A 21942-nucleotide genomic window follows, 5' to 3' on the forward strand; every position below is an offset into this window, starting at 1 on the left:
AATAGAGGTTATAAAGTCATCGTATGATATAAATTATTTTAATTGTTTATTGTTATACATATCAGCTAATGGTTTTAATTCATTGTAGAATTTTTCAAATTCATTTAAATCCATTTGTTGACCGCTATCACTTAATGCAACAGAAGGATCTGGGTGAACTTCTGCCATAATACCATCAGCACCAACAGCTAAACCTGCTTTTGCAGTTGGTAACATGATATCTTTACGTCCAGTACTATGTGTAACATCTACTAAAACTGGTAAATGTGTCCCCTGTTTTAAAATCGGTACTGCTGAAATATCTAATGTATTTCTTGTAGCTTTTTCATATGTACGTATACCACGTTCACATAAAATTATATTTTCATTACCTTGCGATGCAATATATTCAGCTGCAAAGATAAATTCTTCGATTGTAGCGGCTAATCCACGTTTTAATAATACTGGCTTATTAGAACGTCCTGCTTCTTTTAATAATTCAAAATTTTGCATATTACGCGCACCAATTTGGAAAACGTCTAAATATTGATCAGCGATTTCAAAATCTGCTGGATTTACAATTTCACTTACAACATTTAAACCATATTTATCTTTTGTATTTTTAAGTATTTTTAGTCCTTCTTCACCTAAACCTTGGAAATCATAAGGTGATGTACGAGGTTTAAACGCTCCACCTCTAATGAACTTTTCACCTTTGGCTTGTAAATCTGCTGCAACTGTATCTACTTGTTCTTGTGATTCAACTGAGCATGGACCAAAAACAAAAGATTTATTACCGTCACCGATAATACCTTTATTATCAAACTGAACAATCGTATCTTCTGGTTTCAATTTTCTAGATACATATAAATGTTTTTCATTCTCTGATTTTTGCAAGTCAGTAGAGGCTTTAAATATTTCTTTAAATAGTTGTTTAATCACATTATCATTAAACGGACCTTCGTTTTTATCTAATAGTTGGTTAATCATTTCTTTTTCACGTTGAGGGTCATAAACCATTGTACCCTGCTTGCGCTTTTCTTCACCTATTTTTTGTGCAATCTTCCCTCTTTTAGATAAAAGGTCTAGTATTTGTTCATTAATTCCAACAATTTCATCTCTGTATTCTTGTAATTTGTCTGTCATTTTAGTCACCTCTATGAAAATTTTACAGCGATATTTTATTCTGCTTTAAAGCGATAAAATATTTGTTAAACGTAATTCTAACAATAACTGCATATAAGTTCAAGTCTCAAACGTAAAAAATCACTTTTAAAGTGAATACGTTTAATGATAACTGAATTTTCTGTTATTTTCTAGCCGTATTTTTACACTATTCCATAAATAATCAATTTATACCAACGCTCATCACAGCGTATGCAAGGATATTAAACCCCACTTAACATAAGTAACTATACTTATGTTATCTAATGCGGGTAGTTGATTCGTTAATTTTTAGTTTACTGATAATTGTAGGAATAAGTACTGAAGTGTTCATTGACAGTGTATGTTGAGTAAAGATATACATTTCACATATAAGGCATTTCGTTAATTTAGTTGAGTAATGTTTATTAAATTATAAGTAAGTGCCTTATTTTTGAATAACAAAATATCAATTATACTGATTTTGTAATGTGCTGACACCCAGGGAGAATCTTATGAGTGAGAGACTACAGGCTCGAACCATATCCTAGCCAAGCATGGACAGTCAAAAACGTAAGATTTTAACTATAAAGAGGACCAATCCATATTATGCATTGGCCCTCTTATTTTGAGTATAGAATTTATGTCCGAGACTGCTTTTGATTATAGAATTTATTCTAAAATCACATAACAGTTTTAATCATTAAATGTTCTTTTATCTATTTTACTTTTTGCTTTTTCAGTCTTTTTGCTTTGCAATCTATTTTTTGAATATGTTGGCACCTCATTGTCAGAATTAGAGCTATCAGTACTATTATTAGAAGATTGCTTACTAATACCTTGTTCAGCATTATCATGTACAATTATACCGTCTTTAAACGACACACTTTTATGTGTTTGTTTAACACGTTGCTCTGCAGCCTGAGGTGTATTTTTAGTTGAAGATTGATCATGTTTATCAGCAGAATTTTCTACTTTATTATTATTTTCAACTGCATTATCTAATTTCTTTGTAACTAAATTAGGCACTTCTTGATTACCTTTGACTGTTAAAGATTCAGGTTTTAATAAATTAACGGTTTTTTCAGCTACTTTTGGGTCTTTAGACATTGCATCACGTTTTTGACTCGCTGCTAATGCTAATCCCGAAGCAGTAATACCATCTGCAATTGTTGCTGAATTTAAGCTATCTTTAGTTTCAGTCTTGTCATTTTTTGTAACTAAATTAGGTACTTCTTTTTTAGAATTAGATTTTACACTTTCTTCAGTTACAAGTTCAGTTGTATTTTTCTTAATTGTCGGGTCATTTTTTAAAGCTTTATTTTTTTCTTCAGCAGCATTGGCTAATTTCGTAGCCGATACTGTATCATTTTTTTGTGATTCGTTAGACGTTGAAGCAACTGTAGAATCAGCTAAATGATGTGTTTCTGACTCTTTCTTGATTGCACTTTTTTGAGCATTCTTTTCACTATCAGTTGGTTGTGCTTGTTCATCAATATTATTCAAGCCTTCTGATGTTTCATCCGATTGTTGTTCAGTTAATGTATCTTGTGCTTGTGGTGACGTATCAGATAAGTTGTGAGTAGCCGTCTCTTGTTGAATTGCAACTTTTTGCGCACCTAATTCATTGTTTGTAATTGCTTTTTCTTTAATATGCGCAACTTGACGTTCTGCTTCTAGTTTGTCATTTTCAGCTTCTTTAACTACATTTGATTTGAATGTTTTATTACTTTTAGGAACGGATTTCTCACTTTGACGTGATTTACTAATAGACACTAATCCTACAGCCGAACCTATCACAGCACCTACTATAAATCCATAAACAAACACATTTCTAGCACCGGATGTAAAATATTCTGGTACTTCATAACTTTCTAAATTTCTTTCGTAATCATCTCGATTATAGTACTTCATATTTGAATGCCTCCTATAACAAATGCACTTAAATAAGTTTATACCTCATTTAAGTGCATTTGTTTTTTAAGTATATAAATGATTAATGGTCAACACGTGTAGTATAGCTGTGATTTGCATCATTTGCTACACTACTTGTTTTATAATTTGCACTTTCTCTACGATTTCTTCTGTTTTGCCATTTGTCAGCAACTTCCATTGCAACATTTGACCATTGTACAACTTGAGAAATTTTATCTTCATTTTGAGAAATATTGTGCGTGATTGAGTTTGTTACTCGATCAACAGAACCATTTAATGTTTGAACTGAATCACCGATACCTTTAACAGCATCAACGACAGAGTTTAAACGTTCTGATTTATCTTGAATATCTTCAGTTAAGCGATTCGCTTTATGAAGTAAATCAGTAGACTCACGTGTAATCCCTTGAATTTGTCCTTCAACTCCATCAAGAGTTTTAGCAACGTGATCTAAATTTTTCTTAACTGAAAGTAATACAACAACGATTCCTATACATAACACTAAAAAAGCAATCGCTGCAATTATTCCAGCTATAGGTAAAATCCATTCCATTAAAAACGCCTCCTAAAAAAACATATGTTGTTATTTAATATAAATACCCACATCATTTTAACATAAACATATTAAAATGAGGTAGTTACACCGATATTTTCCATATATGCGCGCTGGATTTTTTGTATATCGCCTGCACCCATAAATAAGATAACCGCATCTTCATATTGTTCTAAAGTATTTACACTTTGCTCATCAATAAGTGTAGAACCATCTACCCTTTCAACCAAGTCTTGAATAGTTAGTTCGCCATTGTTTTCTCTTATTGAGCCGAAAATTTCGCATAAAAATGTTTTATCCGCAAGACTTAAACATTCAGCAAATTCTTCTAAAAAAGCTTGTGTTCTACTGAAAGTATGTGGTTGGAAAACAGCTATAACTTCTTTATTAGGATATTTTTTTCGTGCTGTCTCAATTGTAGCACTAATTTCTCTTGGATGGTGAGCATAATCATCTACTAATACTTGTTTACCTGCCTTAGTTTCATTAAATCTACGTTTTACACCACCAAATGTTTCTAACGCTTCTTTAATATTATCAACGTTCAATCCTTCTAAATAACTGATTGCTATTACAGCAAGTCCATTTAAGATATTATGGTCTCCAAATTGTGGAGATAAGAAGGTATCATAAAAATTATTATTAATATAAACATCAAATTGTGTACCCTTCTCACTAATTTGAATATTATCCGCATAAATATCGTCATTTTCAGAAAATCCATAATAATAAATAGGTACATCTGCTTTTAAATCACGAAGATATGGATCATCTCCCCATGCGATAATTGCTTTTTTTACATTTTGCGCCATTTCTTGAAAGGCATTAAAAACATCATGCACATCTTTAAAATAATCTGGATGATCAAAATCAATATTTGTCATAATTGTATAATCCGGATGATAACTTAAAAAATGTCTACGGTATTCGCATGCTTCAAAAGCAAAGTAATCACTAGCTGGAATACCTAATCCAGTACCGTCACCAATTAAAAAGGATGTTTTTTTATCTCCATTCATAACATGTGATAGTAAACCAGTTGTTGATGTTTTACCATGCGCACCTGTTACAGCAACTGAAGTATATTGGTTAATAACATGACCTAAGAAATCGTGATAACGAATCACTTCTAAATTTAAATCATGCGCGCGTACAACTTCTTCATGCGTATCAGGAAATGCATTACCTTGAACAATGACCATATCTTCCTTAATATTATCTGCATCAAAAGGGAGAATTTTTATACCTTTATTTTTTAATGCGACTTCTGTAAAAACATAATTCTTAATATCTGACCCTTGTACTTCATTTCCAAGATCATGCATGATTTGTGCTAATGAACTCATTCCGGCACCTTTAATGCCGACAAAATGGTAATGTGTCATTGTAACACTCCTTTATCTCTATATTAATTATCATTTAAATCAGATTCAGTGATATACACATCTCTGGGTTTAGAACCATTTGCTTCCGAAATATAACCTAACTGTTCTAATTGGTCTACAATTCTAGCAGCTCGATTATAACCGATTTGGAAATGTCTTTGTATCAGTGAAGTAGAAATATGTCCTTCTTGTACCATAAATCGACATACATCGTCGAATAAATCATCTTGCGGATGACTTTCTACTTTTTTCAACAATTCTTTTTCTTCAAAAAGATAATCAGGTTCACGTTGCTGTTTTATAAAATCAACGACATCATCAATTTCTTCATCAGAAACGAAAGTTCCTTGTACACGTATTGGTTTGTTCATTCCACTTCCTAGGTAGAGCATATCTCCATAACCTAATAAGCGTTCTGCTCCACCACTATCTAAAATTGTACGTGAATCTACGCTTGAAGATACCATAAAAGCAATACGTGTCGGTATGTTCGCTTTGATTAGCCCTGTAATTACATTTACAGATGGTCTTTGTGTTGCAACTAACATATGAATTCCACATGCGCGTGCTTTTTGTGCAATTCGTGCAATTGATTGTTCAACCTCTTGTGGCGCCATCATCATTAAATCAGCTAATTCATCTATTACTATAACAATTTTTGGCATTCTATCTTCATAATTTGCCTTTTTATTAAATGCAGTAATATTTCTAACATGATATTTAGCAAATACTTTATAACGACGTTCCATTTCTTCCACTGCCCATTTTAAACTTTGTGTAGCAGCTTTAACATCTGTAATAACAGGAGATACCAAATGTGGCAAACCATTATATGGTGCCAACTCAACCATCTTAGGATCGATAAGTAATAATCTTAGCTCCTCAGGATGATTTTTATACAATAATGACATTAAAATGCTGTTAATAGATACTGATTTACCTGAACCTGTAGCACCAGCAATTAATGCATGAGGCGTTTTTGCTATATCCATAACTAACGGCTCATTATTAATTCTAAGTCCCATAGCAACTGTTAATTTAGATTCAGCATTTTTAAAAGTATTATCTTCTATGATAGAACGTAAATTAACAGGTGTTGAAGACTGATTTGGCACCTCAATACCTACTAAACTTGTACCTGGAATAGGCGCTTCAATACGTATGTCTTTTGCTGCTAACGCCATTTTAATATCATCTTGTAAGTTAGTGATTCTTGATACTTTTACACCTTTTTCTACAGATAATTCAAAACGAGTCACACTTGGCCCTTCTGTAACAGTTTGAACTTCCGCAGGTACATTGAAATAGTAAAATGCTTCATTTAATTCTTGTTTCTTTTCTTCAATCCACTGATTATCTACTTCATGGACCTTAGGTTCATCCAGTAAATCAATACTCGGAAGTTTAATATTTGGACCTTTTCGTATAGTTGTTTTGCTTTCTTGGGATGCTTGCATGCTTTGGTTCTGCTGATTCACAGAATTTGATTTATGAGAAACGGTAGCATCTACAGAATGTTTATCCACATGATTGGTTTCGGCATTTTGTGGTTGTCCATTATACCTGTGACTTATAACTTCATTTTTGTCATCTATGCTGGATGCTACTTCTTCATCCTCAGTCAACGTTTCAGATTCCGTATTTATAAACGTATCTTTTGACTCATTAGCATTAGAATTATGTTCTTCCAGGTTAGTTTCAGTTTGCATTTGTTGATTAAATGCAGCAGTTGATTCATCTTTTTCACTTTGTGCCGTTTTATCTATTTTTTCATCTGATTGTTGTAATTCAGTATCATTGGAGTTCACAAAAGCATGTGTGTCGTTAAGATTTTTCTTGGCATCAAGCATTCTTTTTTTGTCAGATGGTGTCATTACTACATTGAAAGGTTTTGGTTTGCTTCCTTTCGAGTTGATTGTATTTTTATGTTGTTGATTGTTTTGTTCATCACTATTCACTTTAGCGTTTGTTTTAACATGATCTTGTTGTGCTTCATTTTCGTTATTCTCTGACATTTGCACGTCATTAACAACTGTTTCTTCACCATTTTCATTCGCTTCAGTTGAAGCTGATGAATCTTCTTCATTCCGTGATTCATTCTGATTAATATCATTAGACTCATCTACATATTGCTCATCTTCTTTTTCAAAATGATGTTTAGTATGCAATGATGTATGATCTAATACATCATCATTTTCACTTTGTGACGTTTTTCGTTCATTGTTATTAGTTTGTTGAGTCAAATCAACTGTATTTTGTGTCGTATCTTTTTGATTATCTGAAATTTCTCTATAGGTAGCTTCCGAAATACCAGTATTATCAATAGTTCCATTTGAATTTTCGTCATGATGGTGCAAATGATTGTCTATATCTGCATGATCAATATCTTGAGAAAGATTTGTTTCATCGTTAGCATGATTCGTTGATGATTCTGTAAGATTTGATGCTGTTTCTACATTTTCTGTTTGATTTTCATTTGTATTTGAAACATCGTCAGAGTCGTTAATGTTATGTACATTACTTATATTGTCTAAATTAATTTCTTGATAATTGTATTGTGACGTATCAATTTGGTCAGTTGTATCATGTTCATCCGTTGCATCTTCACCAGACGATTTTGTTGAATAGTCTGTATCACTAATTTTATTTTGTGCACCATCTAATGAACTTTCTCCAATATATTGTTTTGCTTGCTGTGCATACATTTCATCAATTGCTTTTTGAATTGTATCTTCATCATTTTGTTGATTTTCTTGACGCTTCTGTTGCAATGCTTTTTTAAATTGACGTTTTTGAAGCACTTTACGTTCACGTTCGCGACGAATTTCTTCAACAATTTGAGAAGCATAGATATTTTCTATATTGATGGTATTATTCTTTTTTGGAGTAGTAGTAGCTTGTGATACATTTTCTTGTTGTATCGACTTATCTTGTAGTTGTTCATTGCTCTTTTTAGCTGATGGTTGTTCGCTATCAACTTGAGAAGGTTGATCAAACGTTGTTTCAGCAGTGTCATTATGGTCATTACTAGAATTTGATTTGCGTTCTTCTTGCACTTTATTTTCATTATCATCTTTAAAACGATGATTAGGTTTTATCACACCATTTTCTAAAGGGTGTGGTTTTTTAGTGCCAAAAATAGCTGACGGAACCTCGCTAGCTTTAAATTCACTTTTATGATATTGAGGGGTAGTGGGCTCATGTCTTTTTGTACTATGACCATTTTCACGTCCAGTACCACCTAAAACGTCTGTTTGAATTCTTGTTCTTTTGCCTTTGTGTTGTCTCTTTTCTTTTTGAACTTCATTATCTAATGACGCATTTGTTTTACTACGAGATGTTGCATATGATTCTTTAGATGATTGAGTAAATTTATCTGTAGCATTTTCATTAGCCATTTGTCTTCTTCTTCTATGACTGTGATTCTCAGTATGGTGACTAGTTGATTTATGGTCAGAATTTTTAAATTCATTTTCTGATTTTCCATTAATAGCGTCCTCAGTTTCACTATTTTCTTCTAAAACACGCATTGGAAATCTAAATTTCCCTTTAGGTCTCTCATAAACATCGTTATTTTGAGGAAGTAATGTGTCTTGATGTTCTTGACTCTTTTGACGTCGTTGGTTTCTTTTATTTAGATAGTCTTTATTAGGATCATTTTCTTCTCCAAATAATTTGTCGAACCAGCTCATTCGGACATTACCTCCTTCTATTCTTCAAAAAATGCCTGTCCAACTTTGTATTCATCAGACAATACCATAATACCTTTTTCCTGTGGTGCATTTGGTAAATTTAATTCTTTCATAGAACAAATCATTCCACTTGAATCTACACCGCGTAAGGCTGCATCTTTAATAACCATTCCACTAGGCATTACTGCACCTACTTTTGCAACAACGACCTTTTGCCCTGCTTCAACATTCGGCGCACCACAAACAATTTGTAGCTTTTCTGTTGCTACATCTACATTCAATACACTTAATTTATCAGCATCAGGGTGTTTTTCTTTAGTTTCAACATAACCAACAACAAATTTTGGTGATAAATCTGCATTTAGTTCAAACGTGAAACCAGCATTTTTAATTGCTTGTTGTAAGTCCTGAATTAACTTCTCATCCAACTTTATATGTCCATTTCCATCAATATCTGACACTTTTGATGCATTGAATATATTAAAACCTACAATCTTGTTATCTTGACGAATTGCTACTACATCATTCTTCGTCTCATACGTAAATTCGCCTGTTGCGGGCTCAATTTGTAAAAAAGCTACATCTCCTACAGCTTCTTTATTGTAAAATAAATTCATTTTTTTAACTCCTTATTCCTTATCTTTATTTTCATATTGTTTTCGAGTTGCTTCTAATCTTTGGATGACATTTGGGTTTCTTTTTTGTTTATTATTTTTACCCAAAATAAATATTGGCTCAAAATGTCCATTATCATAAGCTAATGAAAGTGACGTAATTGGAACTAATCCTTTCGTGAAGAATTCCATCGTTAAGTGTGCCATAACATCGTAACCTGTTTTATTTCGAATATCAGCAATAATCAACACGTCTTGATGCGGTACTGCCACCAACATTTCACCTTCACATTGCGCTTGTATGTCATTTAAAAAGGTAGAATTTAAAATTCTACTGGCATCGTAACCATCATTTGAATTTACAAAATAGAAGATATTACCCTTAACTTCATCGGTTTTATATTTGTTTTCAAGTTTTCGAACATTAAATAAAGCCATTTCTTTCACTTGTTGTTTAGTAAGATTTAATTTTTCTAACATTTGCTCATCTATCAAGCGATAAGATTTTCCTAAATCTACTGCATAATAAATATTAGTTTCTGCAGTATGTTTATCTATAACAAATGAATTACCTTCTTTGTCTTTTTTATCAAAACTAGGCGACCTTAATACAGGCATTATCTCAATATTCTCTGTTTCAGATAACGCCTCCCCTTTCATTTGTTCAATCGCTTCTTCGACATAATATACAATTTCATCTACAATATTTTCTTTTTGTTCTTTATATTTCGCTACAATTGTTGAAAGTTTGACAGTGACACCTTTGCCATTATCATTTCTAGATACGCGTAGCGTTTCTTCATCACGATTAAAACTAAATTTGACATCTAAATGTTTTAATCTATCTTTTAATTTATCTCTCATTTGAAAGACATTCATCGTTAACACTCCTATTTACGTGTCTTTATACAGTTTACAATAAATATACCCTTAGGAACAGAAAAAAAGTAAGTTCTAAGGGTATATTTTTATCGTGCACTTAATAAGATTCATTCACTTTATGTTTATAAAGAAGCTAAAAAATTATCTATCTGTTCAATGGATTTACGTTCTTTTCCAATATAACTTCCAATTTGTTGTCCATTACTAAATACTAAAAAGCTAGGAATGCCCATAATACCATGTTCAATGCAAATATCTATAAATTTATCTCTATCCACTGATACAAATTTATAATTTGTATACTTCGCTTCAAGTTGTGGTAAGTCTGGTTCAATCACTTTACAATCTGGACACCAATCAGCAGTAAATAAAAATACAGTGTCCCCTCTTTTAAATTCTAAAAATTGTTGTTCATTTTCTAATTGTTCCATCTAATCACTCCAAAACATTATTTATACTGTAAAGTATTTATTATTTCGTCATCTAAATTTTTAACTGATTGTAATATTAAGTTTCTTGCAGCGTCATAATCACGAAAATCAAATACTGCATTTGTACTGTGAATATAGCGTGCACAAACACCAATAACTGCAGTTGGAATACCAATGTTTGCTTTGTGAATTTCTCCTCCATCTGTACCGCCTGGAGACATATAATATTGATATGGAATTTGAAATTTATTTGCTAAATCTAATAGAAAATCTCTAAACGTTGGCTTTAGTATCATCGTACCATCTTTTATACGAATCAATGTCCCTTGACCCAATTCACCGGAAAGATTTTGCTTTCCTTTCATATCATTTGCTGGCGAACAATCTACTACAAAAGCTACATCCGGATCGATTAATTCAGCAGAGGCTTTTGCACCTCTTAACCCAACCTCTTCTTGAACATTTGCGCCAACATATAAATCAAAATCTAGCTCTACGTCTTTTAATAATTCTAATAATTCTATACCTAATAAACAACCATAACGATTGTCCCACGCTTTACTAGCAAACCTATGCTCTGATAACTGTGTGAACGGTGTGTCTGGAACAATAGTATCACCAATTTGAATGCCTCGATTGATAACATCTTGTTCACTTTCACAACCAATATCTAATAATAGGTCCTCAATTTTTGGTGCACCTTCGTTACCTGTCCTAAAATGTTTCGGTATATTCGCTACAACTCCTATGATTTCTTCATTGTTTCTTGTTTTAACTTTTAGTCTTTGACCTTGCCATATATCAGTCGCTACTCCACCTAAATTCGTGAATTGTAAGAGCCCATTATCTGTGATGTTCGTTATTAAAAAGCCCACTTCGTCCATATGAGCAGCAACCATTATTTTCTTTGAATTTTTAGATTTAGCTCTCTTAACTCCATAAAAGCCGCCCATTCGATTGTATACAAAGTCATCTACATACGGTGACATTTCAGATTTCAAATATGATTTAACGTCATCTTCAAATCCTGGCGCTCCATGTAATTCTGTTAATATTTTCATTCTTGATAATGTTTTACTTTTGTCTATACTCAATGTCATTCACTCCTTAATATTTATTATATCATCTTCATTATGGTAAACTATAAATATGAATTTATTGGGGGTAGATTGTAATATGTTGAATAAAAAAAGTTGGTTCTTCATCGGCTTAATTTCAATAACAACTATTGTTGGATCAATTTATTTTTATACGCGTCAAAAGCAACTACAAAATCGTAATCCAGAAGCTATTATTACAGATGTAAAAACTTATTTTATGAATGTTGTAGGTTCTTACATACTAAATGAAACGATAATGTATCAAAATGCTGGCGATCAATTAGAAGTCTTTCAAGGTGGTATCACTACCCTTCATAATGGCAAACGCACTTATTATGATTTTTATGCCGACGCTAAAACTGGTGAAGTGATAAACATCATTGAATGTAAATGATAAACGGTTAAAGTTATGAACACACTTGTATCATGTAGAAAATATTTGTCGACTACACTGAGATGATTACAATGAAAGAAATAAACTATATTACTGCTCAAACTATGAAGACATTGATTGTATTTTTAGTTAAGATATAGTGCTATTTCAAATGTTCAAAACTTTAACCTTTTATTTTATTCTCTTGTAATGTAATGCTCGATTTCAGATGGTTCCTTTTGATTAAATTTTACAGCAAAGTAATTTACATCATGATAATATAAAAACCAGTAATTTTCTAAAATGAATCTAGGTATCATGCGTTCTTTTTCTCTTATAGACTGCATTGGATAATCATCGTAAGCAGTTACCCACAGTGGATTTTTATGTGCGACTGTAGGAAAAATATCTCCCATATGTACTGCTTTTTCTCCTGCATTTTCTACTGTAATAATAGAGTGACCGTAACTATGGCCACCAGTATGATACATATTAATCCCTTTGACGATTTCAATTTCTTTTTCAAACAGCAATAATTTATCGGTGAAATCACCATTATTTTTCTGCCAATAAGTTGATTTACTTCGTATATTTGGGCTAACAAACTCATGCCATTCATCTTGTTGAATAACATGAATCGCATTTTTAAAAACTGCACGCCCTTCACTATCAGTTAATCCTGAAGCATGGTCAAAGTGTAAATGTGACATTAAAACATAATCAATATCATTCGTTGTCAAATTAAATAATTTTAAATCTTCTTCTATATTACTTTCATAATGCACACCAAATATTTTACGCTCTTTTTCGGTAAGCTTATGATTACCAATACCAGTATCAATAATAAAGTTAAATTCTTCCGTTTGTATTAAAATTGGATGTGTAGGTAATGGAATCCGATTTTCCTCACTTTGCTCATATTTTTTAGCCCATAAAACTTTCGGAACCACACCAAACATCGCTCCACCATCAATATTTGTAATGCCACCGTTCAGGTAATGTATCTTGAAATTTCCTAATTTCATAATCAGTCCCCATTTCTTGATTTAATTACTAATTAATTAATATAGTAATATAATACACAGTACACGTAAAATAACGAAATTTGTTAGTCTTCTGCTACAACAAAATTTCATGGTGATTTTGTTATGTACTGATGCCTAGTGAAATGATATGAACAAGAGACTACAGGCTCGAGTCATACCCCCAGGCAAGCATGTACAAGCAAAATCGTAGCACGCTTATAATAAAAAGGACTAATCCGTCATTTTTGCGGATTAGTCCTTTGTTTTGAACGTGAGATTTTGGGCTGCGTCATTACAAATATTTAATTACTATGGAATTTTGCTTCCATTCTATAAATTCTTGAACCTCTGTCTGAAAACTTGCGCTCATATTCTGTTTCAATATTATTTTCTTTTTCTTCTTGATGCAAGTTCAAATTTATTTTTGTAAAATACATACCAAATTGGGACATACTTTCTAAGCTATAGGCAAATAATCCTCTATTATCTGTTTTAAAATGAATCTCACCATCTGTTTTTAACACTTGTTTATACAAAGATAAAAACGTATGATACGTCAATCTACGCTTAGTATGTCTTCTTTTCGGCCAAGGATCAGAAAAATTTAAATAAATACGTGAAATTTCACCATCTTTAAAGTATTCATTTAATTCTATCGCATCGTTACATATCAATTTAATATTCGTTAGATTTTGCTCTCTCACTTTATCTAACACTTTGACCATTACATTTTTTTCACGTTCCATAGATATAAAATTAATTTCAGGTCTTTGTGCAGCAAGTGTTGTTATAAATTGTCCCATGCCGGAACCAATTTCAATATAAATTGGTTGTTCTTTGTCAAACCACTCACTTATATGTCCTGCATGGCTGCCATCTGTGTCTACAATATCAGGATGCGATTTTAAATAATCTTCTGCCCATGGCTTGTAACGCATTCTCATTTTCTTGATAACTCCTTATATAAATGCATTGTTATTCATTACTTGGTTTAAGAACTTCAGCCACATATTCATATCTTTATAGCGTTTTTGTTCTTCATACCACTGAACCATACCAATAGATTGTACAGCAGTATACCATTTCATTCTTTTTTGCAAGTCTATAGAATCTTTCGTACCGTAATCATTTAACCACTGAGGCCATTTATTTTCAGGAACGTAATTGTATAGCAGCATGCCTAAATCAATTGCTGGATCTGCAATCATTGCACCTTCCCAATCCACTAAAAATAGTTCATCGTGGTCAGACAACAACCAATTATTATGATTGACATCTCCATGGACAACTGTAAAAAATCTAGGGTCAAGACTTGGCATATGATCTTCTAAATAAGTTAATGCCTTTCGCACCACATGGTGTGTTAACACTTCTCTAGATAATGAGGCGTTTATTTTATTCAACAAAATATCAGGCGTAATAGGATACATTTCCATACGCTTCAACATATTCAAAAGTGTTTTTGAACTATGTATTTTTTTCAATAAATTAGCTACTCGTTGTTCATACATCTCATCAAAAGTTAACTCTCTGCCATTTTTCCAATGCTGCGCCGTCACGACTTCCCCAGTCTCTATTCGTTTCGTCCATACGAGCTTAGGTACAATACCTTCAGCAGACAAGGCTGCAATAAATGGGTTTGAATTTCGTTTTAAAAACAATTTCTGCCCATCTTGTTCAGCCATATATGCTTCTCCAGATGCACCACCTGCTGAATCAAGTGTCCACCCTAATTGATAAAACTGCTCCAACACGTTCACCTCACTTTCAATTAGAAAATGGCTCCAGAAAACAGATTTCGAGAGCCAAATATAATCATTTTCTAATACACACACTTTTAAACTTAAAACTCTATATTACTGTCATTATATGATAACGACCATTTTGTCCCATAGAATCAAGTTTTTATATTTAAATATGAAATACTGTATCGAGATTGATAATAACTTTAACATCATATCATATATCATCTCGTAACAGTATTTTTTTCGAAAAATTCCTTTAGTTTTTTTAAATGAAATTTCATGTCTCAATTTCAAGTCTCATAGAAGATTTTATAATGTTTAAGGATTTATTTCAACCAATAATGAGAAACAAAAAGTCACATTTTACTACAGTATTTTTCTATAATTTTTAAATCGGCTCAGTTAGCATTATAACATAATTTAGCTTTGGTAAAAGTTACATTTTATTTCCTTTTATGGAAAATATTAACTATCTGTGTCAATGTATCTATTAAATCCTTCTTGTAACAATTTCGTTATTGGTCCAACTTCTCCGTCTCCTACTTGTTCACCATCTAATTTTACGACTGGCATTACTTCAATAGATGTACTAGACACAATAATTTCATCTGCATTTCTTAAAAAATCTACAGTAAATGTACCTTCATTAAACGGTATACCTTTTTCTTGAGCAATATCTTTTATGACCATACGTGTAATACCATTCAATATATAATTATTTACTGGATGTGTATAGATTTCTCCAGCTTTAATAGCATAAACATTGCTTGATGATCCTTCAGTAACAATATCACCTCTATGTTGAATAGCCTCTTGAGCGTTATATTTAACTGCACGCTCTTTAGCCAACACATTGCCAAGTAAATTCAAGCTTTTAATATCACATCTTAACCAACGAATATCTTCAGTTGTAATCGCATTAATACCTTCTTCTAATAATTTATATGGACGATCGTAAGTTTTAGTAAATGCCATCACATTTGCTTCTACTGATGGCGTAGGAAATGCATGGTCACGAGGGGCTGCTCCACGTGTAACTTGTATATATACGCCACCATTAACGACACCATTCGCCGCTAATAATTCTTGGATTAATTCTGTAAGCTCTTCTACATTATATTTCAATTCTAAACCTATTTCTTTAGCACTTCTCAAAAGTCTTTCAAAATGTGGTTTGGCAGTAAAAATATTATTGTTGTATGTTCTAATATATTCATATATACCGTCACCAAATACATAACCACGATCATTGTATGGTACGCTTGCGTCTTTTTCGTCTACTAAATGTTCATTAATAAGTACTTTTGTCATCATCATTCCTCCACACATAGAGCATATAAAGCTTCTAAATAAATACTAGTTGCATTGAATAATTGTTTTTTCGTAATATACTCATTTTTTTGATGCATTAAATCTTCTGAATCATTAAACATAGCACCAAATGCGACACCTTTATCTAAATTTCGAGCGTAAGTTCCACCACCAATTGTGTATGGTTCAGTTTGGTCACCTGTTTGATTACGATATGTTTTCACTAAAGTTTGTACGAAAGGATCATTTTTATCCACATAGTGAGGTGTTTGATTTTTACCTAATGCTATAGAAAAACCAAGTTCCTGAATCTCACCTTTAAAACGAGTCATGGCTTCTTCAAATTCAAAACCTTGCGGATATCTTAAATTAATACCGAATTGACCACCATTTTGATTATCATATGAAATGATACCTATATTTGTAGTTACATCTCCCATAACATCTGTGTGGAATTTCATTCCCATTTTTTCACCGAAATGAGAGTTGAATAAATACTGTTCACTAAATTGAGTGAAATTTTCAGCAGTTTTGTCTAAACCTAATTGGGCTAAGAAATGTAATAAGTACAATCCAGCATTCACACCAATAGATGGATCCATACCATGTACAGCTTTACCGTATGCTTTAAGCACTAATACGCCACTATCAACGATACTTTCACCATTTATATTATGATCAGATAAAAATTGTTCGAATTTTTGAATGACGTCAGTCATATTTTCTTTAACCGCAAGTTTACCAATTGCTTCGTCAGGTACCATGTTATAACGTTGACCTGATGTAAAAGAAATAAGTTCGTATTCTGGTTCATCTTTATCTTCAGCTTTTTCATTTTGAACCACATCAAAAGTACTAATACCCTTTTCACCGTGTATTGCTGGGAATTCAGCATCAGGTGCAAACCCTAAAGTTGGCATTTCTTCAGTTTTAAAATAACGCTCTGTACATTTCCAATCTGACTCTTCATCAGTACCTATAATGATATGTATACGCTTTTTCCAATTAACTTTCATATCGTTCAATATTTTCACGGCATAATATGCGGCAATTGTTGGCCCTTTGTCATCTAGTGTGCCCCTTGCAATAATCTTATCTTCAGTTACAACCGGATCAAAAGGATTAGTATCCCAACCATCACCAGCTGGCACTACATCAACATGACATAAAATCCCCATAACATCTTCGCCTTCACCAGCTTCAATACGCCCTGCAATATGTTCAACATCGTGAGTATCAAATCCATCACGTTCAGCAATTTCGTACATATAATCTAATGCTTTACGTGGTCCAGGTCCGACTGGATTATCTGAAGAAATTTCATTATCATCTCTCACACTTTCAATAGATAATAAGCCTTTTAAATCATTTATAATATCTGTTTCGTATTCTTTCACTTTTTCTTTCCACATTTAGCATCAACTTCCTTTTTAATACTTATATAATTAATATTTTACATGAAGTAGTACAGAAACTACAGCGAGATGTGATTATTATTTTAAAAAATTCACTGTATAATTAAATGAAAAACAGTTTAAAACCTTTCATATACCTAACTTTCAATTTCTGTATTAATATATAAAAAAACCTAGTTCAAAACAATGAACTAGGTAAAAAAATCAAATGTATAATTGCTTATTTATTTTTATTGTTTTTGAGCTCGTCTTCAGTAACGACGCGAAGATTATTTGAAGGGTCAGCAGCACCTTCATCTGTAAATCTTGCTTCCTCAACATGCTCTTCGTCTTCAGATTCACCCTTAAAACGTTCTTTTTGTTCGTTAATAAAACCTTTAGGATCTTGTTTTACTTTTGAAGCATAACCTTTAGGGTCTTGTTTTACTTCATTATAAGTTTCATTTGCTTTTGAGCTAATCTGACTAGCGATGTCTTTTGCATTTTGCTTATAAGATTCAGGATTTGATTTATATTTGCTATATTCATCCTTTAATTTATCTCTATTCTCTTTTTTAGAAAGAACAACTGCAGCAGCTGCGCCTCCAACACCTAAAATTGCTTTTAATAATTTTGACATAATAACACCTCTTTATTATTTTAATCCTAATTGTTTAAAATCTATTTGAGTTAAATGGCGATACTCACCTGGCGCTAAAGATTCATCCAGTTTTAATTCACCAATGCTAATGCGTTTCAATTCTAAAACTTCATTATCTATAGCATGAAACATGCGTTTAACTTGATGATATCTTCCTTCATAAATTGTGACAAATGATTTAAATGCTTCATCACTTTTTACTAAAGTCGCAGGCTTTGCCAAACCCTCATTCAATTCAATACCCATTTTAAACGATTTTATATCATTATTTGTAATATTTTTTTGGGAAATTACCTCATAGGTTTTAGATACGTGTTTCGTTGGGCTCATTAGTTCATGGTTAAAAGTGCCATCATTCGTAATTAATAACAAACCCGAAGTATCTTTATCTAAGCGACCAACTGGAAACACATCTAAAAAACGGTACGGTTCAACTAAGTCCACAACTGTTTGATGTTGCTCATCCTCTGTTGCAGATACGTAACCTTTAGGCTTATTTAACATTAGATATACTTTATCAATATAGTGAATTGTTTCATTGTTTTTCTGTACTTCATCAGTTTCTGGATTTATTTGTTTTTTAGGAGATTTTTCTATTTTATTATTAACTGTAATAATACCTTTTTTCAATAATTGTTTAACTTCTGTACGTGTTCCTACACCCATATTAGCTAAAAATTTATCTAATCTCATTTTATAATCCCTAATTTACGTCTGAGTTTATTTGGAATATCTCCTAAAAATTGGTCAGCAAGTTTCGTCTTCATCGTAATACCACCGTAAACAATCATACCTACTATGACACTGATAATTAAAATTGCTAAAGCACCAAATTTAGTTTGCGGAGAAATAACCATTTGTAATAAAAACGATGATAATTCAACTACGACCATCATTAACAAGCCATATAAGAAAATTTTACCAAAATGTAACCACGTTTCTGAGAAGTCAAAACTCGCATATTTTTTAAGTATATAAAAATTACAGATAACAGCAAATAGTAACGCTATCGCCGTACTTAAAATTGCTCCAGCAGTATGGAATGCCATAATCAATGGCGTATTTAGTATTACTTTTAATACTACTGCCGCTAAAATTACAAAGACTGTTAACTTTTGTTTATCAATACCTTGCAGCATAGAAGCTGTTACACTTAACAATCCAATTAAAATAGCAACAGGTGCATAATAAAATAACAATTGACTACCATCGACATTATAACTATAAAAGACAGTATACAATGGTAGCGCTAAAGCCATAATTCCCAGACTTGCAGGGACTGTAATATACATTAACACCCCTAATGATGTTCGAATCTGTCTGTGCATTTCTTTTAATTCACCAGATTCATACGTCTTAGTAATAAATGGAATTAAACTCACTGCAAAACCAGCAGATAATGACGTTGGAATCATTACTATTTTATTTGTCGTCATGTTTAAAATAGTAAAGAAATAGTCATGTAAACGACTTGGTACTCCAGCCAAATCTAAGGCACCATTATGTGTAAACTGATCTACTAAATTAAACAGTGGGAAATTTAAACTAACAATTACAAATGGAATACTATAAGAAATAATTTCTTTATACATTTTTCCATAAGATACAGAAATATCAGAAGTATCCGTTGCCACCATTTTTTCAATATTAGGCTTTCTCTTTCTCCAGTAATACCATAAGGTGAATATCCCTGCAATCGCACCTACTGCAGCAGCAAATGTTGCTATACCATTGGCCTGTAACACACTTCCACCAAAAACATTCAGAACTAGATAACTTCCTACTAAAATAAATAAAATACGGGCGATTTGTTCAATAACTTCTGATACAGCAGTTGGACCCATTGATTTATAACCTTGGAACACACCACGCCATGTAGCCAGTAATGGGATAAATATGACTACCATACTGATAATTCTAATAATCCATGTGATGTCAGCGACGGACCAGCCACCCTTAGCACCAGATTCATGGGCTAAAGTAATTGTGGCAATGCTCGGTGCTAATAAATATAAAATGAAAAATCCAATAAATCCTGTTATAGTCATAACTATAAAGCTTGATTTATATAATTTTTCACTGACTTTATACGCCCCTAAAGCATTATATTTAGACACATATTTAGACGCCGCTAATGGCACCCCAGCAGTTGCAACTGCAATGGCAATATTATACGGCGTATATGCATAGTTAAAAGGCGCCAATTTTTCTTCTCCACCAATTATGGAATAAAAAGGAATAATATATAAAACACCCAAGACTTTAGTAATCAATATACTAAGGGTGATTAAAAAGGTACCCCTAACTAATTCTTTACTTTCACTCATTCAGATCTTCCTATCTCAAATTTAATTTTTACAATCATAACTTTAATCATAACGTTATAAACACTTTTTTTCAAAACTATATTACTATAAACTATAAAATAACACTATTTAGTAAAGTGAGGCAATCAAATGTACCAAACAATTATAATTGGCGGTGGTCCTAGTGGTTTAATGGCTGCTGCCGCAGCAAGTCAACATAGTGATAAAGTCCTTCTCATTGAAAAGAAAAAAGGGCTCGGTCGCAAATTAAAAATCTCAGGAGGTGGACGTTGTAACGTCACAAATCGTTTACCGTATGAAGAGATAATTAAAAATATACCAGGAAATGGAAAATTTTTATATAGTCCTTTTTCCGTATTTGACAATGAATCTATTATTCACTTTTTCGAATCACGTGGAGTTGCACTCAAAGAAGAAGATCATGGACGTATGTTTCCTGTTTCTAATAAAGCACAGGATGTTGTAGATGCGTTAATTCGTACGATTGAAAAAAATAATGTAACTGTAAAAGAAGAAACGTCAGTACACGCTATTGAACATACAACTCAACAGACATTCAAAGTCTTTTTAGGTAATCAACAAGTAATTGAAACGAATAGTTTGATTATCGCTACAGGTGGCACGAGTGTACCAAAGACCGGTTCGACTGGTGATGGTTATAAATTCGCTGAACACTTTGGACATACAATTACAGAACTTTTCCCAACTGAAGTACCAATTACGTCATCCGAGCAATTTATTAAAAACAAAAGATTAAAAGGATTAAGTTTAAAAAATGTTGCGTTATCTGTATTGAAGAAAAATGGTAAAAAGCGCGTCACACATCAAATGGACATGATATTTACTCATTTTGGAATCAGTGGCCCTGCCGCATTAAGATGCAGCCAATTTGTATATAAAGAACAAAAAAAACAAAAACGCGAAGATATCGAAATGCAATTAGATGCTTTTCCAGAACTCAGTTTTGCACAATTAGAAGACAAAGTACGTAAATTATTAAAAGATACGCCAGATAAATATGTAAAAAATAGCTTACACGGTTTAATTGAAGAACGTTATCTATTATATATGTTAGAGTTAGCAGATATTTCAGAAACATTAACAGCACATCATATCTCTAATGAACAATTTAATACATTGATTACTTTATTAAAAGGATTTATTTTTAAAGTTAATGGAACACTATCAATTGAAAAAGCTTTCGTAACTGGCGGAGGGGTCTCTCTTAAAGAAATCGAACCCAAAACGATGATGTCAAAATTAACGCCAGGATTATTTATGTGTGGTGAACTGCTCGATATCCATGGTTATACAGGTGGCTATAATATTACTAGCGCTTTAGTTACAGGTCATATATCAGGAACAAATGCAAGTAAATTTCAACATTAAACC

The 21942-nt window shown here is 32.3% G+C and carries 19 protein-coding genes; 2 read left to right on the forward strand and 17 right to left on the reverse strand.

Annotated features, from left to right (window positions below):
- Positions 1-33: 33 nt before the first annotated feature.
- From HMPREF2586_RS11330 to HMPREF2586_RS11370, 9 genes are all read right to left on the reverse strand, one after another.
- Positions 34-1125 carry a bifunctional 3-deoxy-7-phosphoheptulonate synthase/chorismate mutase gene (locus tag HMPREF2586_RS11330; RefSeq protein WP_046206831.1) on the reverse strand — a complete coding sequence of 364 codons (1092 nt, stop codon included), beginning with the start codon at positions 1123-1125 and terminating at the stop codon, positions 34-36.
- A gap of 693 nt (positions 1126-1818) precedes the next feature.
- Positions 1819-3036, reverse strand: a complete 1218-nt coding sequence (locus HMPREF2586_RS11335; protein WP_070658726.1) for a hypothetical protein — start codon at positions 3034-3036, stop codon at positions 1819-1821.
- Positions 3037-3118: 82 nt separating this feature from the next.
- Positions 3119-3610 (reverse strand): DUF948 domain-containing protein, encoded by a 492-nt coding sequence (locus tag HMPREF2586_RS11340; RefSeq protein ID WP_046206829.1) that lies wholly within the window; start codon positions 3608-3610, stop codon positions 3119-3121.
- 71 nt (positions 3611-3681) lie between these two features.
- Positions 3682-4995: a UDP-N-acetylmuramate--L-alanine ligase gene (gene murC / locus HMPREF2586_RS11345; protein WP_046206828.1), complete on the reverse strand. Its 1314-nt coding sequence runs from the start codon at positions 4993-4995 to the stop codon at positions 3682-3684.
- Positions 4996-5018: 23 nt separating this feature from the next.
- Positions 5019-8687 carry a DNA translocase FtsK gene (locus HMPREF2586_RS11350; RefSeq protein ID WP_070812744.1) on the reverse strand — a complete coding sequence of 1223 codons (3669 nt, stop codon included), beginning with the start codon at positions 8685-8687 and terminating at the stop codon, positions 5019-5021.
- A 17-nt stretch (positions 8688-8704) separates the two neighbouring features.
- A complete protein-coding gene (ytpR, locus tag HMPREF2586_RS11355; protein WP_046206826.1) occupies positions 8705-9304 on the reverse strand; it encodes a YtpR family tRNA-binding protein in 600 nt (199 codons plus the stop codon).
- Positions 9305-9316: 12 nt separating this feature from the next.
- On the reverse strand, positions 9317-10180 hold the full coding sequence (locus HMPREF2586_RS11360) for a DUF1444 domain-containing protein (protein WP_046206825.1): 864 nt from the start codon (positions 10178-10180) through the stop codon (positions 9317-9319).
- 125 nt (positions 10181-10305) lie between these two features.
- Positions 10306-10614, reverse strand: a complete 309-nt coding sequence (locus HMPREF2586_RS11365; RefSeq protein WP_046206824.1) for a thioredoxin family protein — start codon at positions 10612-10614, stop codon at positions 10306-10308.
- A 17-nt stretch (positions 10615-10631) separates the two neighbouring features.
- Entirely contained in the window at positions 10632-11675 is a 1044-nt protein-coding gene (locus tag HMPREF2586_RS11370; RefSeq protein ID WP_371090945.1) for a M42 family metallopeptidase, read from the reverse strand.
- Positions 11676-11790: 115 nt separating this feature from the next.
- On the opposite strand from HMPREF2586_RS11370, the gene HMPREF2586_RS11375 reads away from it, so the two are divergent.
- Complete coding sequence (locus HMPREF2586_RS11375) at positions 11791-12108, forward strand: hypothetical protein (protein WP_046206822.1); 318 nt, start codon at positions 11791-11793, stop codon at positions 12106-12108.
- Positions 12109-12284: 176 nt separating this feature from the next.
- On the opposite strand, the gene HMPREF2586_RS11380 is transcribed toward HMPREF2586_RS11375, so the two are convergent.
- From HMPREF2586_RS11380 to HMPREF2586_RS11415, 8 genes are all read right to left on the reverse strand, one after another.
- Positions 12285-13112, reverse strand: a complete 828-nt coding sequence (locus tag HMPREF2586_RS11380; protein WP_046206821.1) for a YtnP family quorum-quenching lactonase — start codon at positions 13110-13112, stop codon at positions 12285-12287.
- 302 nt (positions 13113-13414) lie between these two features.
- Positions 13415-14056, reverse strand: coding sequence for a tRNA (guanosine(46)-N7)-methyltransferase TrmB (gene trmB, locus HMPREF2586_RS11385; protein WP_064208824.1), 642 nt, complete (start codon positions 14054-14056; stop codon positions 13415-13417).
- Positions 14057-14071: 15 nt separating this feature from the next.
- On the reverse strand, positions 14072-14863 hold the full coding sequence (locus HMPREF2586_RS11390) for a phosphotransferase family protein (protein WP_046208347.1): 792 nt from the start codon (positions 14861-14863) through the stop codon (positions 14072-14074).
- A gap of 459 nt (positions 14864-15322) precedes the next feature.
- Positions 15323-16168, reverse strand: a complete 846-nt coding sequence (gene dat, locus HMPREF2586_RS11395) for a D-amino-acid transaminase (RefSeq protein WP_070658729.1) — start codon at positions 16166-16168, stop codon at positions 15323-15325.
- 2 nt (positions 16169-16170) lie between these two features.
- A complete protein-coding gene (gene pepV / locus HMPREF2586_RS11400; RefSeq protein ID WP_064208821.1) occupies positions 16171-17580 on the reverse strand; it encodes a dipeptidase PepV in 1410 nt (469 codons plus the stop codon).
- 223 nt (positions 17581-17803) lie between these two features.
- Complete coding sequence (locus HMPREF2586_RS11405) at positions 17804-18202, reverse strand: YtxH domain-containing protein (RefSeq protein WP_046208344.1); 399 nt, start codon at positions 18200-18202, stop codon at positions 17804-17806.
- 15 nt (positions 18203-18217) lie between these two features.
- Positions 18218-18916: a pseudouridine synthase gene (locus HMPREF2586_RS11410; RefSeq protein ID WP_070658731.1), complete on the reverse strand. Its 699-nt coding sequence runs from the start codon at positions 18914-18916 to the stop codon at positions 18218-18220.
- Positions 18913-20550 carry a putative polysaccharide biosynthesis protein gene (locus tag HMPREF2586_RS11415; RefSeq protein WP_046208342.1) on the reverse strand — a complete coding sequence of 546 codons (1638 nt, stop codon included), beginning with the start codon at positions 20548-20550 and terminating at the stop codon, positions 18913-18915. Before HMPREF2586_RS11415 ends, HMPREF2586_RS11410 begins: the two co-directional genes overlap by 4 nt.
- Positions 20551-20679: 129 nt before the next feature.
- Between HMPREF2586_RS11415 and HMPREF2586_RS11420 the strand changes: the two genes are divergently transcribed.
- Positions 20680-21939 carry a BaiN/RdsA family NAD(P)/FAD-dependent oxidoreductase gene (locus HMPREF2586_RS11420; protein WP_070658732.1) on the forward strand — a complete coding sequence of 420 codons (1260 nt, stop codon included), beginning with the start codon at positions 20680-20682 and terminating at the stop codon, positions 21937-21939.
- Positions 21940-21942: the final 3 nt, after the last annotated feature.

The organism is Staphylococcus sp. HMSC034G07 (genome assembly GCF_001835975.1).
Classification (GTDB): Bacteria; Bacillota; Bacilli; order Staphylococcales; family Staphylococcaceae; genus Staphylococcus; species Staphylococcus ureilyticus.

Coding starts and splice junctions, on each gene's coding strand:
- HMPREF2586_RS11335 (WP_070658726.1), bottom strand. CDS start 3,036: ATGAAGTACTATAATCGAGATGATTACGAAAGAAATTTAGAAAGTTAT.
- ytpR (WP_046206826.1), bottom strand. CDS start 9,304: ATGAATTTATTTTACAATAAAGAAGCTGTAGGAGATGTAGCTTTTTTA.
- dat (WP_070658729.1), bottom strand. CDS start 16,168: ATGACAAAAGTACTTATTAATGAACATTTAGTAGACGAAAAAGACGCA.
- trmB (WP_064208824.1), bottom strand. CDS start 14,056: ATGAGAATGCGTTACAAGCCATGGGCAGAAGATTATTTAAAATCGCAT.
- HMPREF2586_RS11330 (WP_046206831.1), bottom strand. CDS start 1,125: ATGACAGACAAATTACAAGAATACAGAGATGAAATTGTTGGAATTAAT.
- HMPREF2586_RS11420 (WP_070658732.1), top strand. CDS start 20,680: ATGTACCAAACAATTATAATTGGCGGTGGTCCTAGTGGTTTAATGGCT.
- pepV (WP_064208821.1), bottom strand. CDS start 17,580: ATGTGGAAAGAAAAAGTGAAAGAATACGAAACAGATATTATAAATGAT.
- HMPREF2586_RS11360 (WP_046206825.1), bottom strand. CDS start 10,180: ATGAATGTCTTTCAAATGAGAGATAAATTAAAAGATAGATTAAAACAT.
- HMPREF2586_RS11340 (WP_046206829.1), bottom strand. CDS start 3,610: ATGGAATGGATTTTACCTATAGCTGGAATAATTGCAGCGATTGCTTTT.
- HMPREF2586_RS11415 (WP_046208342.1), bottom strand. CDS start 20,550: ATGAGTGAAAGTAAAGAATTAGTTAGGGGTACCTTTTTAATCACCCTT.
- HMPREF2586_RS11405 (WP_046208344.1), bottom strand. CDS start 18,202: ATGTCAAAATTATTAAAAGCAATTTTAGGTGTTGGAGGCGCAGCTGCT.
- HMPREF2586_RS11350 (WP_070812744.1), bottom strand. CDS start 8,687: ATGAGCTGGTTCGACAAATTATTTGGAGAAGAAAATGATCCTAATAAA.
- HMPREF2586_RS11375 (WP_046206822.1), top strand. CDS start 11,791: ATGTTGAATAAAAAAAGTTGGTTCTTCATCGGCTTAATTTCAATAACA.
- HMPREF2586_RS11365 (WP_046206824.1), bottom strand. CDS start 10,614: ATGGAACAATTAGAAAATGAACAACAATTTTTAGAATTTAAAAGAGGG.
- HMPREF2586_RS11370 (WP_371090945.1), bottom strand. CDS start 11,675: ATGAAAATATTAACAGAATTACATGGAGCGCCAGGATTTGAAGATGAC.
- murC (WP_046206828.1), bottom strand. CDS start 4,995: ATGACACATTACCATTTTGTCGGCATTAAAGGTGCCGGAATGAGTTCA.
- HMPREF2586_RS11410 (WP_070658731.1), bottom strand. CDS start 18,916: ATGAGATTAGATAAATTTTTAGCTAATATGGGTGTAGGAACACGTACA.
- HMPREF2586_RS11380 (WP_046206821.1), bottom strand. CDS start 13,112: ATGAAATTAGGAAATTTCAAGATACATTACCTGAACGGTGGCATTACA.